This window comes from Streptomyces sp. CB02056 (assembly GCF_001905545.1).
Lineage (GTDB): Bacteria > Actinomycetota > Actinomycetes > Streptomycetales > Streptomycetaceae > Kitasatospora.
Map to the genome: position 1 here is coordinate 282,326 of NZ_LIPD01000006.1, position 17,283 is coordinate 299,608.

15 protein-coding genes are annotated in these 17,283 nt (G+C 72.8%); 5 read left to right on the plus strand and 10 right to left on the minus strand.

Translation table 11 applies throughout. The features are described from left to right. The first annotated feature begins 145 nt into the window (after nt 1-145). From AMK13_RS18360 to AMK13_RS18370, 3 genes are all read left to right on the plus strand, one after another. Entirely contained in the window at nt 146-1,690 is a 1,545-nt protein-coding gene (locus tag AMK13_RS18360; protein WP_074003159.1) for an MFS transporter, read from the plus strand. Between the two features lie 140 nt (nt 1,691-1,830). Further along, nucleotides 1,831-2,220, plus strand: a complete 390-nt coding sequence (locus AMK13_RS18365) for an SCO5389 family protein (protein WP_074003160.1) — start codon at nt 1,831-1,833, stop codon at nt 2,218-2,220. 210 nt (nt 2,221-2,430) lie between these two features. After that, nucleotides 2,431-3,465: an LLM class flavin-dependent oxidoreductase gene (locus AMK13_RS18370; protein ID WP_074003161.1), complete on the plus strand. Its 1,035-nt coding sequence runs from the start codon at nt 2,431-2,433 to the stop codon at nt 3,463-3,465. A gap of 89 nt (nt 3,466-3,554) precedes the next feature. Here AMK13_RS18370 and AMK13_RS18375 read toward each other — a convergent pair whose 3' ends face one another. The 10 genes from AMK13_RS18375 to AMK13_RS18425 all read right to left on the minus strand — a co-directional run bounded on the left by AMK13_RS18375 (nt 3,555) and on the right by AMK13_RS18425 (nt 14,656). After that, entirely contained in the window at nt 3,555-4,124 is a 570-nt protein-coding gene (locus AMK13_RS18375) for a Uma2 family endonuclease (RefSeq protein ID WP_079272261.1), read from the minus strand. Between the two features lie 175 nt (nt 4,125-4,299). Beyond that, entirely contained in the window at nt 4,300-5,748 is a 1,449-nt protein-coding gene (locus tag AMK13_RS18380) for a WGR domain-containing protein (RefSeq protein WP_241852931.1), read from the minus strand. 216 nt (nt 5,749-5,964) lie between these two features. Further along, nucleotides 5,965-6,951: a quinone oxidoreductase family protein gene (locus AMK13_RS18385; protein ID WP_074003162.1), complete on the minus strand. Its 987-nt coding sequence runs from the start codon at nt 6,949-6,951 to the stop codon at nt 5,965-5,967. A gap of 493 nt (nt 6,952-7,444) precedes the next feature. After that, nucleotides 7,445-8,023: a GNAT family N-acetyltransferase gene (locus AMK13_RS18390; protein ID WP_074003163.1), complete on the minus strand. Its 579-nt coding sequence runs from the start codon at nt 8,021-8,023 to the stop codon at nt 7,445-7,447. Then, the gene (locus AMK13_RS18395) at nt 8,007-8,915 is read right to left on the minus strand and encodes a class I SAM-dependent methyltransferase (RefSeq protein WP_241852932.1); all 909 of its coding nucleotides are present in this window, start codon (nt 8,913-8,915) and stop codon (nt 8,007-8,009) included. The genes AMK13_RS18390 and AMK13_RS18395 overlap by 17 nt, the downstream gene beginning before the upstream one ends. 156 nt (nt 8,916-9,071) lie before the next feature. Next, a complete protein-coding gene (locus tag AMK13_RS18400) occupies nt 9,072-9,527 on the minus strand; it encodes a Pycsar system effector family protein (RefSeq protein WP_074003164.1) in 456 nt (151 codons plus the stop codon). A gap of 155 nt (nt 9,528-9,682) precedes the next feature. Then, a complete protein-coding gene (locus tag AMK13_RS18410) occupies nt 9,683-10,660 on the minus strand; it encodes a hypothetical protein (RefSeq protein ID WP_107418768.1) in 978 nt (325 codons plus the stop codon). Continuing rightward, nucleotides 10,657-12,855, minus strand: a complete 2,199-nt coding sequence (locus AMK13_RS43535; protein ID WP_079272264.1) for a hypothetical protein — start codon at nt 12,853-12,855, stop codon at nt 10,657-10,659. The genes AMK13_RS18410 and AMK13_RS43535 overlap by 4 nt, the downstream gene beginning before the upstream one ends. Continuing rightward, nucleotides 12,852-13,817, minus strand: a complete 966-nt coding sequence (locus AMK13_RS18420) for a hypothetical protein (RefSeq protein WP_074003166.1) — start codon at nt 13,815-13,817, stop codon at nt 12,852-12,854. Before AMK13_RS18420 ends, AMK13_RS43535 begins: the two co-directional genes overlap by 4 nt. A gap of 146 nt (nt 13,818-13,963) precedes the next feature. Next, a complete protein-coding gene (locus AMK13_RS18425) occupies nt 13,964-14,656 on the minus strand; it encodes a Crp/Fnr family transcriptional regulator (RefSeq protein WP_241852933.1) in 693 nt (230 codons plus the stop codon). A 493-nt stretch (nt 14,657-15,149) separates the two neighbouring features. On the opposite strand from AMK13_RS18425, the gene AMK13_RS18430 reads away from it, so the two are divergent. Continuing rightward, nucleotides 15,150-16,817: an ATP-binding protein gene (locus AMK13_RS18430; protein WP_198959382.1), complete on the plus strand. Its 1,668-nt coding sequence runs from the start codon at nt 15,150-15,152 to the stop codon at nt 16,815-16,817. Nucleotides 16,818-16,834: 17 nt separating this feature from the next. Next, nucleotides 16,835-17,221, plus strand: a complete 387-nt coding sequence (locus AMK13_RS18435) for a roadblock/LC7 domain-containing protein (protein ID WP_181970384.1) — start codon at nt 16,835-16,837, stop codon at nt 17,219-17,221. Nucleotides 17,222-17,283 lie beyond the last annotated feature (62 nt).

Genomic DNA, 17,283 nt, shown 5'->3' on the forward strand with positions numbered 1-17,283 from the left:
CGCGCCGGTGCACGGAGCGACCGGGAAGCAGGTGCCTGTCCGTAATGAACGATTGTGTTCCCTATGCCCCGGGGATACCGTCGGTAGTGGTGAACGAATCCGTCCCCTTCCCGTCGTTCACCCCCGAACCCTTTGGGGGACCGCCATGGCCACCTCGCGCGCCCTGGCCGAGGCTTCGCCCGCGACCGCACGTCGGGGCCAGCACCCGGGGATTGCACTCACCGTCATCGCGGCGACACAGCTGATGGTCGTCCTGGACATCACGATCGTGAACATCGCGCTGCCGCACATCCAGCAGGCGCTGAAGTTCAGCACCACCGACCTGTCCTGGGTCATCAACGCCTACACCCTGACCTTCGGCGGGCTGCTGCTGCTCGGCGGACGGGCGGGCGACATCCTCGGGCGGCGGCGGGTGTTCGTCGTCGGCGTGCTGGTGTTCAGCCTGGCCTCGCTGCTCGGCGGCGTCGCGCAGTCCTCCGCCTGGCTGCTGGCGGCGCGGGCCCTGCAGGGCGTGGGCGGGGCCATCGCCTCGCCGACGGCGCTGGCGCTGATCGCCACCAACTTCAAGGAGGGCCAGGAACGCAACCGGGCCTTCGGGGTCTACTCCGCCGTCGCCGGGGCCGGTGGCGCGATCGGCCTGCTGCTCGGCGGCATGCTCACCTCCTGGCTGTCCTGGCGCTGGGTGCTCTTCGTCAATGTGCCGATCGGCATCGCGATCGCCCTGCTGGCGCCGCTCTACATCAACGAGTCCGAGCGCCACCCCGGCCGCTTCGACCTGCCCGGCGCCCTCACCGCCACCGCGGGCATGGTCTCCCTGGTCTACGGCTTCATCCGCGCCTCCGACCACGGCTGGACGGACCCGGTGACGCTCACCGCCTTCGGCCTCGCCGTGGTCCTGGTCGCGGCGTTCGTGGCGAACGAGCGGCGCGCACGCCAGCCGATCATGCCCCTGCGCCTCCTACGGGACCGCAACCGCTCGGGCGCGTACGGACTGCTGCTCTGCGTGGCCGCGACGATGTTCAGCATCTTCTTCTTCATCACCCTGTTCGTCCAGGAGATCCTCGGCTTCAGCCCGCTGCGGGCCGGCTTCGCGTTCCTGCCGATCAGCGTGGCCATCGTCGGCGCCGCCCAGTTCGCCGCCCGCAACCAGCTGCGCTTCGGCCCCAAGCCCTTCCTCGTCGCCGGCTCGCTCCTGGTGCTGGGCGGGGTCGCCTGGGCGACGCAGATCGACATCGACAGCAGCTACATCGGCGGCATCCTCGGACCGACCATGATGTTCGGCTTCGGCATGGGCTCGATCTTCGTCCCCGCCACCCTCACCGTCGTCTCCCACGTCGCCCCGCACGAGACCGGCGCCGCCACCGGCATGCTCAACACCACCCAGCAGGTCGGCGGCTCGCTCGGCCTGTCGATCCTGGTCACGGTGTACGGCACGGCCAGCCGCGCCGAGGCCCGGCAGCAGGCCGGGGCCTTCCTCCGGCAGGCCACCCCGCAACAGGCCGCCCAGTTCCGGGCCACCGGCCGGCTCCCGGAGCCCTACTCCTCGCAGGTGCTGGTGCACGGGATCGCCACCGCCTTCCAGCTGGGCCTGGTGTTCGCCGCGCTGGCGGTGGCGATCGCGGTGTTCGTCATCAAGGTCAGCCGGGTGCCGATGCCGCCCGCCGTCAGCCCTTCGGGGGGAGGTGCTTGACAGGGCGTCAGGGTGACCGGGAGAGTCTTCCCCGTAATGGTTTTCATCTTCGATAACCGTTGCGGGTGACCCCTGCCCGCCACGGGTCGAAGCCCGACCCGTTCCCGAAACCCCGACGCACCCCCCGAAAGAGGACACCCATGTCGCTCGACGTCTCCCCCGCCCTCCTCGCCCAGGCCCAGCAGGGCCGCGTCGACGAGGCCGAGTTCCTCGACACCGTGCGCGCCTCGCTCCCGTACGCCTACCAGGTCGTCGCCGGGCTCAGCACCGAACTCGCGGCCGGCGAAGCGGAGTTCACCACCGACAACACCACGCCCAGCGACGAGCAGCGCGCCCAGCTGCTGCGCGCCCTCGCCAGCAACGCGATCCGCGGCAGCCTGGAGAACCACTTCGGGGTGAAGCTCGCCTTCGTCAACTGCCACCGGGTCGGCGCCTTCCGCCCCGGCACCGAGGACGGCGCGGCGTACCGCGAGTTCACCTCGCTGCACAACCAGATCCGCAACCAGAGCCCGGAGCTGCGCAGCTGCTGACGGCGCCCCGTAGCGGCGGCTCCCACCCGGCCCGACGGGGTGGGAGCCGCCGCCGTACGTGTCGCCGTGTTGCGCACCGTTGCGGGCCGTTGCGGGCCGGTGTCCGGATCGCGCGTCGATCTTGTCGGGCGGCGCGGCGGCTGCGTACGTTCGAAACGCACCACCCGACCGGCCCGCCCCCGGGCCGCCCCTCACCCCGCGGAGCCCACCATGTCGCCGAACCCCCGACCGCTGCGGAAACTCGGCTTCCTCACCATCGGGCTCTTCGACGAGACGGACCCGCGCCGCGGCCACGAGTCCACCCTCGACCTCATCACCCTCGGCGAGCGGCTCGGCTTCGACAGCGCCTGGCTGCGCCACCGCCACCTCCAGTACGGCATCTCCTCCCCGGTCGCCGTGCTCGCCGCCGCCACCCAGCGCACCAGCCGCATCCAGCTCGGCACCGCCGTCACCCCGCTCGGCTGGGAGAACCCGCTGCGGCTCGCCGAGGACCTGGCCACCGTGGACGTGCTCTCCGGCGGGCGGCTCAACCCCGGCTTCAGCGTCGGCCCGCCCACCCACTACGCGCACCTGCGCGACGCGCTCTACCCCGACACCGGCGACCAGGAGGACTTCAGCCCCCGGCGCGCCGAGCGGCTGCTCGCCCTGGTCCGCGGCGAGGACGCCTCCGACTTCGCCGGCACCGAGGGCATCGAGGTGTACTCCCGCCGTGTCCAGCCGCACTCCCCCGGGCTGGCCTCCCGGCTCTGGTACGGCGCCGGCAGCCTGCGCTCGGCCCGCTGGGCCGGCGAGCAGGGGCTCAACCTGCTCACCAGCAGCGTCGTGAAGGCGGAGGGCGACGACGCGGAGCCGCTCGACTTCGCCGCCATCCAGGCCGCCCAGATCCGCGCCTTCCGCGAGCGCCACCCCGACGGCGACCGCGCCCGGGTCTCCCAGGGCCTGGTGGTCATCCCCACCGACAGCGCCACCCCCGAGCAGCGCGCCAAGTACCAGGCCTACGCCCTCGCCCGCGCCCCGCGCACCCTCGCCCCGCAGGGCCCGGCCCGGCTGCTGTTCGCCCCCGACCTGGTCGGCACGACCGAGGAACTCGTCGAGCGGCTGCACGCCCACGCCGGCTACCGCGAGATCGACGAGGTCGCCTTCGCGCTGCCGTTCACCTTCGAGCACGAGGACTACACGCAGATCCTCACCGACCTGGCCACCCGCCTCGGCCCCGCCCTCGGCTGGACCCCCGGCCAGGACTGACCGACCGCACGACTCCCGGGGGAGCACCATGGACGTCGACACCCTCGACACGGCCGGCGGCTACGGCCACCTCGTGAACCGCCGACGGCTCAGAACTCGCTGGTGTCCACGTCCAGTTCGAACGGCTCGGGCAGCCGCACCGGCACCCCGAACGGGTGCGGCCCCTCCACCCTGGTGTAACCGAGCGCACCCGGCTGGGAGAACAGCGTGCACGCCCGCTCCTGCCGGTCCACCAGGAGGTAGAGCGGCGCACCGAACTGGGCGTAGCGGCGGCGCTTCACCGTCCGGTCGGTGTCGGCGTTCGACGGGGACGTGACCTCGACCACGAGGACGGTCTGATCGGGAAGCAACGCACCGGGGTTGTTCACCGCCAGTTTCACCGGCACAAGGGCCAGGTCCGGGATGTAGTAGTTCTCGGTACCGGGCAGGTCGAGGTTGCCCGAGCCTGAACGCAATCCGAGTTCGCGCTGGCGGGGTCCGATCTGCAAGCGGATCAGATCGACGGTGTTCTCATGCTCCCAGGACGGCGACACGGGAGTGATGACACCCTCAACGATCTCAACGCGTTCACCCGCGATGTGCTGAATCGCATACTTGAGGGCTTGCTCCGGGTTCGGCACGTGGCTGTAGTCGCCCGGGCCGATGTGCGCTGTGCTCACGTAGTGCTCTCCTGTCCGGCGCTGGTCTCAACGCTCAGGGGCTGCCCGGCGGAAAGACTACCGGGGTAACACCGCCGCATATGCACGCGCCACCAGACCTACCCGCCAAAACCGGACAACCTCGGGAAGCCGCCGCCCCGAGCCGGATCACCGTCACCAGGCATCAAGTCGCCGGTCAGAGCAGGCGCTTGATCTCGCCGCGTGCCCGGTAGAAGCCGCCCGAGGCGGACTCCCGGACCTCGGCGACCAAGTAGCGGGCCCCGGGGATCCGGATGTCCTTGGGGAACTGCACCCGCCAGGACGGGTCGTAGCCCTGCGAGAGCACCCGCACGCGCAGCCGGGTGCCGTCCTGGACGCACTCGACCTCGACCTCGCCGCCGGTCCGGGCGGTGGCCACCGCGACCGTCTCCAGCCCGGCGCCGGCCCGCACCGGCTCCCAGCCCGCGCCCTTGACCTCGGCGGTCTTCGGCAGCGTGCCGTCCTCGGCCGCCCGCACCGCCTGCTCGCCGGCGTCCAGGCAGGCCAGCGAGCCGTCCGTCGTCACCAGGTAGAGCCGCCCCTCCCGGTACTGCATGCTGTACGCCGAGCCGCAGCCGGTGGCGAGCTTCCACAGCCGCGTCCCGTCGGCGGCGAAGCAGTACACCGAGGAGTGGTTGTCCCCCGCGAAGACGTACTCGCCGTCCGGGGAGGCCGCGCAGGAGAACACGCCGGCGTCGCAGCGGTAGGCGGCCACCTCGGCGCCGTCCGACTTGCGCAGCCGGTGCACCCAGCCCTGCCCGGTGCCGGCGAACACCTCGTCGGCCTCCTGCCAGCCGAACAGCACCCCGCCCCGGGTGGGGGTGTACCAGCGCTGGTCGCCGCTGCGGTTGTCGTAGCGGGCGACCCCGCGCGAGTGGCCGTGGTAGACGCCGTCGGCGTCGCAGCGCACCATCCAGCCGGACCGGCCGTCGGCCTGACGGCGCCACTGGAACTCGTCCTCGTGGTCCACCGTGGTCAGCCCGCCGCGCTCGTCGGCGACGCCCAGCACGCCGTCGTGGATGTCGAGCCAGAAGATGTCCACGTCCTGGGCTATCTCGTACGCCACCCGCGGGATCTTGCCGCCCAGGTCGTACACCTTGCCGTCGTCGCAGCCGGCGTAGATCCACCAGTCGTCCGCGACGATGCACTTCACGCCGTCCGGCAGGCCGTAGCGGGCCGTCACCTCGCCGTCGTGGGTGAGGGTGTAGACGTCGCCACGCTCGTTGCCGACCCAGGCGTGCTCCTCGCCGACGAAGATCCCGAAGGCGGGCGAGCCGGAGCGGAAGCGCCACAGCAGCGGCGCCTGGCGGGCGGTCGAGCGGCTGCTGACGATCTGCCGCCTGGTCACCTCCCGGCGCTGGCGCACGCCCCGGACGGCCGGGGCGTAGCCCTTGCGGACCTTCTCGCCGATCTTCTTCGCCGCCGCCGAGGCCGCCTTCTCCGGGCTCGGGTACGTCGTCGCCTTGCTCTGCCCGGGCTCGCCGATCCGCCCGTACCGTACCGTCACCACCTGGCCGACGAGCCGCACCTCGTAGAACTTGTGCGCACTCCCCTCGTCCTCGGACAGTTCGAGGTACGTGACCTGCTCTTCCACGGCGACGGACACGGCGCGGTCCCCTTTCGGGCGACGGAGATTTCGGGCAAGGGAAGCGGGGGCCGGCGGGACCCGCCCGCCGACACCCCACAAGCTACGACCGGGCACTGACAATCGGCTCCGGTCACGGGCGGGACCCGTGAGGTCAGCCCGGGTCGGCCAGGAGGGCGCAGCCTCCAAGATCCCCGACCTCGTCGCCCTCGATCAGCTCTGCGTCTCCTCGCGGCGTCAAACAGCGGCCGCATCGGGTACGACGAGCAGCTTGCCCGTGGTACGCCGAGCCTCCAGATCGCTGTGGGCCTGGGCGGCCTCGGACAGTGCGTAACGGCCCGTCACGGTGACCTCGAGCGCCTTGGAGCGCACCCACTCGAACACATCGGCGGCCCGTCGGAGCAGTTCGGACCGATCGGCGATGTAGTGCCCGAGGCTGGGCCGGATCAGGGTCAGCGAACCGCCGTGGGCGAGCCGAATCGGATCGAACGGCGGCACGGCACCACTTGCCGCGCCGAAGAGCACGAGATGGCCGCGGGTTCGCAGGCTGGCGAGGCTCGCATCGAAGGTGTCCGCGCCGACGCCGTCGAAGACAACCGGCAGTCCCTGACCGCCGTTGAGCCGCCTCACCTCGGCTGCGAGATCGTCGACCGCGGAGGAGAGGATCACCTCGGCGGCCCCGGCACGCTTCGCCAGCTCGGCCTTCGCCGTGGTCGACGTCGTGCCGATCACCCTGCCGCCGAGATGGGTGATGAGCTGGGTCAGAAGCAGCCCCATGCCACCGGCAGCCGCATGCACGAGCACCGTGTCGCCCCCCTGAACCGGGTAGGCGTCCTTGACGAGATAGTGCGCGGTCATGCCTTGGAGGAGCACCGCGGCGGCTGTCTCGAAGCCGATGTCGTCGGGCAGCGGCACCAGCCGGGAGGAGTCCACGACGGCCCGCTCGGCGTACGCGCCGGGAATCTCCACCCAACCGACCCGGTCCCCGACTGCGACGTCAGCGACGCCGGGTCCGACTTCGACGACCGTTCCGGCGCCCTCGGCGCCCGGGGTGAAGGGCAGCGGGACGCTGTACCGGCCTTCACGGTGGTAGACGTCGAGGAAGTTGACCCCGGCTGCGGCGACCTCCACGACCGCTTGGCCCGGGCCCGGCGTCGGTTGATCGATATCGACCAGTCGCAGCACCTCGGGACCGCCCACTTCGGACATCTGAATCGCTCGCATGACCCCTCCTGAAACGGCAGACTTCCCTCACCGAACTCCGCTCGTGGCGATCTTATTTCCGCTCGTGGTGAGGTGCCGTAGCCGTCACGTCCAGGTCAGCGGCATGAAGCCGGCCGTGCCGCGGCGACTGCCCTGGAGCCCGCGGCTGCGGCTGCGGCTGCGGCTGCGGCTGCGGCTGCGGCTGCGGCCGAGCATCGTCCAGCGTGCCGGCACAGGAGGTTCGGTGGGCCTGTCGAAGGGGGTGTTCCCGCTCGGAGCGGCTGGTGGTCTGCTCCGCGGCCGCGCGACAGTGCGTGACTGCGGCCTCGTGGTCACCGGCCAGGTCGAGCGGTTGGGCCCGCACCGCCCCGCCCTCCCCCGTCCGGCCGACCGCCCAGGCGGCGGCGATCCGGGCCAGGTACGGCACGGCCGCCCAGGGGTGAGCGTCGAGACCGGCGAGGGCGGGTGGGATCCATGGGCGGGATCCTGGCGGTCGGGACCGACCGACCCGGTGTCAGCGCCCGGCCGCCGCCGCCCGTTCCCCGTCCAGCAGGCACACCATGTGGAGCTTCGCGACGGGCCGGCCGGCGACCAGGACGGCCTGCGGCTCCCGGCCCCACACCTCGAAGCCGCAGGAGGTGTAGAGCCGCAGGGCCGGTTCGTTGCCCTCCGAGACGGTCAGCAGGACCTGCCGCAGCCGCCCGTCCCGGGCCGCCGTGCGCAGCACCTCGCGCACCAGGGCGCGGCCGATGCCCCGGCCGGCGGCGTCGCGGGCCACCGCCATGCCGTAGAGGGTGGCCTTGTGCCGTTCCTGACCGCGGCGGGGCACCTTCAGGCCGGCGGTGCCGACCAATGCGCCTCTGCCGCGTGCGGCAGCGGTGTTGTCGAAGGCGCCGATCAGGGTGCCCGGCCCGTCCTGGGCCTCGGCGAGGCGGCGCAGCGTCGCGGCCAGGGGTTTGCCGGCCTCCTCGGCGTGGCTGGAGGTGAAGGCGCTCGGTGTCTCGCGCAGCGCGGCCAGCCGGAAGCGCCGGTACGGTTCGGCGTCGGCGACACCCAGCGGGCGGAGGGTGATCAGGTCAGCCGAGGCGGACACGGGTGCACCTCGTCACGTACGGGAGGGCGATCTCCTCGCGGCCGGCCAGGTCCGGGTGGGTGGCGAGCAGCTGCTCGACGTCGGCCAGCAGGCGGACCCGCTCGTCCTCGGGCAGCGCGATCACGTAGCTGCGCGAGGCGACCATGTCGACGATCCCGGCCCGGGTGGTGACGTGCTCCCAGCGGATCTCCAACCGCTCGGGCGCTCCGAACGGCGCCGGGAGGGCCGGCCGGGTGTCGATCCGCTGCGGCGCCGAACGGTGCATCAGCACGCCCAGGGCGGCCGCCCACGGCTCGGACTCGTCCCGGACGTTCCACACCAGCGCGAGCGTCCCGCCGGGGGCGAGCACCCGGGCGATCTCCGGCACGGCGGCCGCCTGGTCGAACCAGTGCCAGGCCTGGGCCACCACCACCGCGTCCACGCTGCCGTCCGGCAGCGGGATGCGCTCGGCCGAGCCCGCCCGGACGGCCGCCTTCGGCACGGCTGCGGCCAGCCGGGCCCGCATCCCCTCGTCGGGCTCGACCGCCACCACGTCCAGGCCCGCCTCGACCAGCAGCCCGGTCAACTTGCCCGTCCCGGCGCCCAGGTCGAGCACCCGACGGGCCTCCCGGGGCACCGCCGAGCCGACCAGCGCCCGGGGGTAGCCCGGCCGACCGTGCTGGTACGCGTCCGCCGCCACGCCGAACGACCGCGCCCGCAGCCTGCCGGCCCACCGCCTGGTCGCCCCCTGCCGCGTCATCCCGCAGGCCCGCCCGATCTCCTCCCAGGTCGCCTCCCGCCCGCGCCGCAGCTCCTCCACCAGCTCCGTCCGCCGCCCCTCCAGCGCCTCGATCACCCCCGACAACCGCCGCAGCCCCTCCACGCCGCCGCCACCGGCCACGTCCTCCGCCACCCGCCGACCTAGATCACCTGTCTCCATGGCCCGGCACTGTACGGAGCTTCGGCGGAGGTCGTCAACAGCTATTGCCTGGTGGCGCAACATCTGTTGCCTCCGGTCGCGCCACCGGCCCCGGCCGGGGTGCGGCCGGGGCCCGTCAGCCGCCCGCTGTCACAGCGGCCGGAGGGTGAGCGCGAACTGCGGAAGCGTCAGCAGGAGCAGGGCGGTGCCGGCCTCGATCCAGCGGTACTTCGCGCGGATGATCGCACTGGTACCGGCCAGCGCCGACAACAGCGGCCCCGCCGGGTCGTGCCCGGCCCGCTCGAAGGCACGGCGCAGCCGCTCGGGGCCCGCCCCCGGCGCGATGTGCTCGAAGTACCCCGGACCGTCCGCACCACCCCGCCGCCCCTTGCGGTGGCGCGGCACCAGCGCGGAGGCGAAGCAGCCGACGGCCAGCAGGGCGCTGGCCGTGGCGCTCCACCGCAGGAGCGGGACCAGCCAGGCCAGGGAGCCGGCACCGGCGCCGCCGCCCAAGGGGATGAACGTGGCGAGCACCGCACCGGTGAACGCCAGGAACACGGCGGCCTTGGTGTCGGCCCGGACGAGTTCCGCGCTGTTGGCCGCCATCAGGCGCTCCATCGCCGACACCGAGGGCGGGCTGGACGCCGCCGTCGGCGCGGTCGGCCGGCGGCTCCTGCCCCTGGAGCGCCCGCGAGGCCCGGCGACCGTGCGCCGCCGCGACGGCGGCCGACGCACACGTATCCGCACACGCGCCGCCCCGGTCACCGCGGACTCCCGTTCGGCACACCGCCGGACCAGCCGTTGACGTGCGTGGGGAGCTTGACGAAGTCCGGCCCCGGCCCCGGGGGCTGCGGGGGTTGCGAGGGGTACGAGGCGGGCCCGGGGACCTGCCGTCCGAGGGCGACCAGGCGGTCGCGCAGCATCTTGGACAGCTCCTGCTGCTCCTGCCCCGTCAACTTGCCCAGCATGAGCGCCATCTGGTCCTCCCAGGTGGTCTCGCCCCGCAGCAGGTCGCCGTTCTTGACCACCCAGTCCAGGACGTCGCTCACCTCATCGGGCTTCCTGGCCAACCAGAGGGCCGCGAGGGCGACCGGACCCTCCTGCACCTGGCGCCGGCAGAACGCGTACTCCTCCTCGCTCTTGACCGTCCAGTCGAAGGGCACGTCCGTCACGTCCGGTTCCCCGAGACGCAGTTCATTGCCATGCTCGGAGGCGGAGACGTCCGTGACGCGGTAGCCGAGGCCGTAGTGGGGCAGCACGTACGGAGCCGCGAGGTACTGCACCAGCTCGTCGGGGCCCAACCTGGTGCCCGAGGCGGCGAACTGCTCTCTGAGCTGGCGCAGTCGGACGTCGAGGTCCTTGCGGACCGGCAGCCCGCCCCGGTTGGTCCGGGTCTGCACGACCCGCGCGGCGTCGTGGACCCACCACAGGAAGTGGACCTCCAGCGGTTCCGTGCCGTACGAGGTGCGGAGACGGACCGTTCGCACGCCCGGACGCTCGTTGAGGTCCACCAGGTACGCCTGGTCGAAACCGCGCAACCCCAGCCGCGCGGCGACCCCGTCCTCCGCCCCCATGCCCGACGGTCGCGGGCGGCCCTTCCCCAGCTGCTGGTAGAGCCCGTGGCGGTCCCCCAGCACCAGGGCACAGTCGCGCCGACCGGACCACCGGTGCCGGAGGATCTCCCGCCAGGGGGCACGGGTGGCCTGGGTGTAGACGGGCGGGTCGGTGTCGACGGTCATCGGGGGCCTCCGAAGGCAGGGGCGGAGCGGAACGGCTGCGGCTCGCCGCGCCGCCAGGCCTCCAGGGCGCGGTGGGCGATGTCGCGGCCGACGAGGTCGGGGTTGTCACTGCTGTCGATCTCGACCATCAGCCTCAGCTCGCCGGGGCGCATCTCCCGGGCGAGCGCCGCGAGCAGCGTCTCCACCCCGGTGCGGAGGGGTTCGTCCCAGACCGCCCGACGGCACCAAGCGAGCAGCCACGTGCACGAACGCTGGAAGAGGGCCTCGTCATTGAGGCAGTGCCGGACGAAGGCGATCACCGGCTCACTGAACTCGCCTTGCACGGGAAGCTGTTGCTGAAACCACGACGGGTCTCGAAGGAGATCGAGGAAGGCCGTGTACGCGAGCGCGGCGTCATTCTTCGACTGGTCCGCCCACTCCATGAGCTTGCGGAAAACGGCCGCCTGGTTTCCTCCCGCGAAGAGGCTCCCCAGTGCCCAGCGAACGTTCACGGCGACGGTGCGCTCGGCCTCCTCTTCCCCTCGATAGCAGCGCCGGAGCAGTGAGAGCGCGAATTCCGGTCGGGCCGCTCCGAAGTCTCCTCCACAGGCAGCGGCCGTGGTCGACCGGAGCTGCCAGCCGCCGTTGAAGCTCCAGCGGTCGAGGCGGTGCTTCACCTCGCTGACGAGAATCGGGTCCTGGGCCGCGATCCCCAACGCGTAGGCGGCGATGCTCTGGCTCTGCGTGTGCTCGGACCTGGCCAACCTGCGAATGTGAAGCAGTGCCTGACGGCCGCCGCTCCACCCCGTGGCGAGCCCCACCACTCGGCCCATGGGCTCGGCCAGGTCGGACTCGGTACCGGGAACCGTGTTGATCCACTCGGTCAGGAGTCCCGAGACCTCCCCGTACTGCCGCCACACGTGCCGCAGAACCGTCTCCGCCTGCCGGTGCCGTTTGAAGCGGATCGGCTCCACCGTGTAGGAGTAGCTCGATGTCCTCCACGTCCCACCCGGCGCGTACTCGGCCCGGATGATCGCCAACAACTCGTCCAGAGACCGCCGGAAGACGAATCGGGGATTCGGCCGCGGGGGCTCGCCCCGCGTCGGCCGGCTCTGCTCGCCCTCCCCCTCCGCACCCGACCTCAGCACCGCGTCCAGGCGGCCGTCGGCCAGCTTGAGCAACCGGTCGGTCTCGTTCCGGACGATCCGGTGGTCGAGGCCCTCCAGGACGCTCGTGACCAGCAGCAACGCCAGCGCGTCCGGGTCCTCGCGGATCTCCTTCAGGAGGTCGGGGACCTCCGTCTCCGCGAGGAAGCTGAGCCGCTGGCCGAGGTCGGCCGGGTCGGGGCCGTCATCTCCGGACCGGCTCACCTCGTCCACGAGTTCGGCGACCTGGGCCGGCATCAGCTCGGGCGCCAGCAGTTCGTCCAGGTCCGCTTCCAGCCGTTGGAGCAGCGCCCGGCGTCGTCCCTCGTGGGGCACCACGGCCTCCAGGCGCGCGTCGAAGACCGCGCGCGGCGACGGAGGCCTGTAGCGCACCGGGCTCAGGTCCAGATCGCGGGCCACGCCGCGCAGCCGGTCGGCGTCGTCCGGCAGCATGACCACCATGAAGGCCTTGGTGTCCTCCAGCCGCTGGCGCAGCTTGGCGATCGAGGCCGGTCCGAGCCGGACCGTGGGCGAGAGGCCGTGCACCAGGTAACCGCGTGCCTCGGCGTGCGTCGGCCGCCAGGACGACAGGTCCGAGTCGCTGTCGAGCGCGCGCAGGGCCAGGCTGTTCCCGCTGCTCTCGACCAGCAGGTTGAGGGCGGTGGTACGGCGCCCGGTGCCGGGTTCACCGGCGAGGAAGAGCAGGCGGGTGCCGAGCGTGCGCAGCGCCTCGGGGAAGCAGTCCGGCCTCGCGAATCCCGTCCGGGCGGCGAGGACCTCCATCCCGGAGATGGGGCCGTCCTGCGCCTCCACCCGCTCGCCGCCACCGGGGGCGGCCCCGGCGGCGCCGTTCTCGACGCGCTGGTCCCCGTACACGGAGCCGGTGTTGATGTTGCCACCCGGCGCGTAGATGAACGGGCGGTCCGATCCCCACGCGGCGAACCGGTCCGTGAAATCGCCTTCGAGGTCGTCGGGGTCGAGGTCGGGGTCGAGGCCTCGGTCGTAGCCCCGGTCACGGTCACCCGGTGCGCCGGACGGCCCCTCGATGGCCAGGCGCTCGTCGGGGTTCACCGGCGGTGCTCGTTCTTGTCGCCGTGGACGATGTCGCCCAGGTTGCCGTTGACCGTTCCCACCTTGTGCCCCTCCACGCGGTCGCCGCCGTAGGAGTCACCGCGCACGTTGGTGACGGTCTGACTGCCGTGCACCGTGCCGGCGTTCAGGTTGCTGCCGTTGCCCCGCTGGTTCACCGCCGTGCGCGGCGCGCGGCGCTGCTCCCCGCTTCCGTCCGCCGCCCGCTTCGCCCGTCCCTCCTTCTCCTCCCGTCCTTCCTGCTCCTCCACCACCGCGTCGCCGAGGATCCTGCGGTCGTACAGGTTCCCGGACGGCGTGGGCACGTACAGCCACGCCCGCTGGTCGAAGCGCTTGCCCTCGACGGTGGCCGGCACCTCGATGAAGTGGTCGGGGTGGCGCCCGGTGAAGCCGCCGGCCACCGCGTCCTGGTAGCAGCGGTCGGACAGGATGGCGGCGACCTGGGTGATGCTCGCGTTGGAGGCGGCCAGCATGGCCTTCACCGGGCGGGAGTCGAGCAGCCGGTGGGTGTCGTTGCGCGGGGTGCCGTTGCCGTCGAACTCGCCGCCGTCGTCCGGGAGCGGGCCGATGTTGAGGCTGACCCGCAGCCGGATGCGCACCGTCCCGACCGAGTGCACGTTGAACTCGGTGAGCACCTCCTGGAGGGTGTTCAGCCAGGGGTGGATCAGGAAGGGCATCCAGGCCGGGTCGAAGCCGAACACGTACCCGTCGCCGGTCGAGTTGGGGAACCGCCGGTCCTTCCAGACCTCGCCCAGTCCGGCCCGCTCGAAGGAGAGTCGGAGCAGCTGCGGCACGTTCGCGCTGATGGTGCCGTGCTCGATCGCCGGGTACCCGGTGAAGTCCTTGGCGTCGACGGCGACGATGCCCCGGTACGGCGGGAGGTGCCGGCTGCGGCTGTACGGCAGGGCGCTGGCCTCGGGCATCGGCTGGTCGAACTCCGTCATTCTCTGCTCCTTGTCGTTCCCGTGCTGACCTTGCGCCACCAAGCTTCGCGATCCGGCGTCGCGCGGTGTGCTCGCTCGGTGCGGTACGCGAGTGACGGATGTCACATTCGAGGCCGCGCGGGTCAAAGGAGTGCTGGGACGGAGCGTCAGTCGCGTGGAACGTCAGCCGCGCGCCGGAGTGCGGGGAGGTCGTCGAGGGCGATGGACTTGCGGCCGGCTTCGACGCGGTGGGCGGCCAGGGCGGTGAGGCCCGCGGTGACGGTGTTCCGGGAGACGCCGAGGTGCTGGGCCAGTTCGTCCCGGGTCAGGGCGAGTTCGATCCGGCGGCCGGGCGTCTGCGCGAGGCCCGTGGAGAGGTCGGCCAGGGCGACCAGGGCGGCCGCCAGCCGGGGGACGACGTCGCCGCCGATCCGGGCCAGGTCGGATTCCCGCAGTCGGCCCATGGCGTAGCGGACCATCACGGGGAACAGCCCCCGCTCGGCGACGAAGCGCAGGAAGGCCTCCTTGGTGAGGACCGCGACCGTGCAGTCCGAGATCGCCTGGACGCTCGCGGAGCGGACGCCGTCGTCCAGGACGGCCACCTCGCCGAGGAGTTCGCCCGGGCCGCGGAAGGCCAGCAGCCGGACGTCCCCGTTGCGTTCCCGCCGGCTGACCTTGGCCACTCCGGTCCGCAGGGCGAGGACGTGGGTGCCCGGTTCGCCCTGGCGCAGCAGGGTGGCGCCGATCGGGTGCCGGCGCTCGAAGGCCTCCTCCAGCATGCCCGCCCACACCGCGTCGCCCATGAGGTGGCGCAGGGTCCGACCCAGTGCGGCCGGTGTTCGGCTGTCGTGATCGTTCATGCGACGACCCTAGGAGGGGCGGCGCACCGGACGCAGCGGAATCGGGCTCGCGCGGTGCGGCTCGCCGGGCCCGGCTGCGGTTCCCCTTCCGGGTGATTGCCGCGCCTCCGGTTGACCGGAGTCACCGCGCTTAGCACGAACTCGGCGCGAGACGCGGGGACTTGGCGCGGAAACCCTTCGCATGAGCGAATCCGGCGCGGGTCGGCGGCGCGCGGGCGGCGCGACGAGAAGCCTGGTGGGTGGGCGGTGGCCGCTCCGGTTGCGACTGGCGTGCGAAATGTCGGGACTGTCCGGCAGATTGCCACAAGTCGGTTGCGGGACGGTATTTTTGACTTTCGGTCAGGATGTCCTGAACTTGGCTATGCTGCACCACCACGCCTCCGGAGCCGCTCCCCCCGCTTTTGTCCGTACTGTTCCGATCGTTTGAGGATGCTGAATGCTTCGAGCTGGATCGTCACCCGCCAGACGGCGCCGAGCGCCCCTGCTCGGCTGGTTGTTGCCGACGGCCGTGATGGCGGCGGCCGTGGCGGTCGCCGCGGTGGCGGTGTCCGCCGGGGCCCGGGCCGGGGTGCTGTGGTGCGGGGCGACGGGCACCGTGCTGGTGGCCGTGGTGGCCGCCGAGTCGGCCCGCCGGGGGCGGGCCCTGAGCGAGTCCCGTGACCTGCACGCCCGGCAGGTGGAGGAGTGGCAACGCAGGTTGGCCGGGCAGGAGGACGAGCTGGACCGGCTCGCCCGGGTGGAGATGCGCAGGGTGGTCGCCGGGGCCCGGTACGGGTACTCCTTCGACGTCCTGACCCGCCCGTTCGAGGAGAGCGAGGCGCCCGTCTCGCCACGGTTCCGCCGCTCCCTGGTGGCCGTCACCGAGGCCGTCGCCAAGGCCGTCGACGACGAGGTCAGCCGGCGCGACTCGGCCGAGCGGGCCTTCGTCAACATCGCCCGCCGGGTCCAGGCCATCATCCACCGGCAGGCCAAGGACCTGCGGGAGATGGAGGACCGGCACGGCAACGACCCGGCGGTCTTCGACGACCTGCTGCGCCTGGACCACGGCAACGCGCTGAGCGGCCGCCTGGCCGACAGCATCGCCGTCCTGTCCGGCGCCCGCCCCGGCCGCCAGTGGACCCGTCCGATCGCGCTCTACAGCGTGCTGCGCGGCGGCATGTCCCGGATCCTGGAGTACCAGCGGGTGGACCTGCACCCGGTGGCCCAGATCTCCGTCACCGGGCCGGCCGTCGAGCCGCTGATCCACGCCGTCGCCGAGCTGCTCGACAACGCCACCCGCTACTCCCCGCCGCACACCCACGTGCACCTGAGCGCCTCCGAGGTGCAGAGCGGGATGGCGATCGAGATCGAGGACGGCGGCCTCGGCCTCACCGACGAGGCCCGGTTCCGCGCCGAGCGCTCGATCCGCGAGGCGATGGTCTCCAAGGATTTCGACGACCTCACCGAGTCCCCCCGGCTGGGCTTCGCCATCGTCGGCCGGCTCTGCCAGGCGTACGGCTTCCAGATCTCGCTGCGCCGCTCCGCGTACGGCGGCGTGCGGGCGGTGCTGGTCGTGCCGCAGGAGCTGCTCACCACCGCGCCGCCGACCGGGCGGGCGCACGGCATCGGCGCCTTCTCCGGCCCCCGCCCGCTGCCCGCGAACCCGCCCCGGCACGCGGCCGCGGGCCGCCCCTGGGGCACCCGGACGACCTCGGCCGGCGTCGGGCCGTCCTACGGCTCGACCAACCCGTGGGGGCCCTCCGGCCCGGGCGCCGGGGACGACGAGGTGATCGTGACCGAGTGGACGCCCAACGGCCTGCCGCAGCGCCGGCGGAGCCGTCCGATGATGCCCCGGGGCGGCTTCGGCGCTGCCGCGCGCCCCGCCCAGCGCGGCACCGCGCAGCCCGGCGGGCCGACGGCGCAGCCGCCCGGTCCGCTGGCCGGCCCGCCGGCCCAGGCGTCGCGCCCCGCCAAGGAGCCGAAGCAGCCGGGCCTGTGGCTGGAGGCGTTCATGGACGGCATCAAGGGGACCGGGCCGAGCCCGTCCGGACCGGCGGGCGCCGGGCGCGCCACGGACGCCGAACAGACCGGTGCCGGACGAACGGACGCCGGGCAGTCGGGTGCCGGACGCACCAGCGCCGCACACACCAGTGAAGAGACGGCAGGGAAAGGCGAGCAGTGATTCCGCACCGCAGCAACATGGACTGGATCCTCAACGACCTCGCGCACAGCGTCCCGTGCGTGCGCCACGTCATCGTGCTGTCCGCCGACGGCCTGCGGATCGCCCAGTACGGCACCGACCCGGACACCGCCGACCGCCTCGCCGCCGCCTGTGCCGGGCTGCAGAGCCTGGCCGGCGCGATCGGCCACGAGTTCCCGCACGGCGACGGCTCGATGCGGCTGGTGGTGATCGAGGTGGACGGCGGCTACTTCTACCTGATGGCCGCCGGTGACCGCGCCTACCTCGCGGTGCTCGCCGACGAGGGCGTGGACGCCGGGCTGGTGAGCCACCAGATGCGCGACCTGGTCGCCCGGATCGGCGAGCACCTGTCCACGCCGCCGCGCAACCCCGAGGCGGTCGCGTGAACCGCCACCCGTCCCGCCCTGCCGCGCCGAGCTCCGGCGGCGGGACGGGCACATGAACGAGC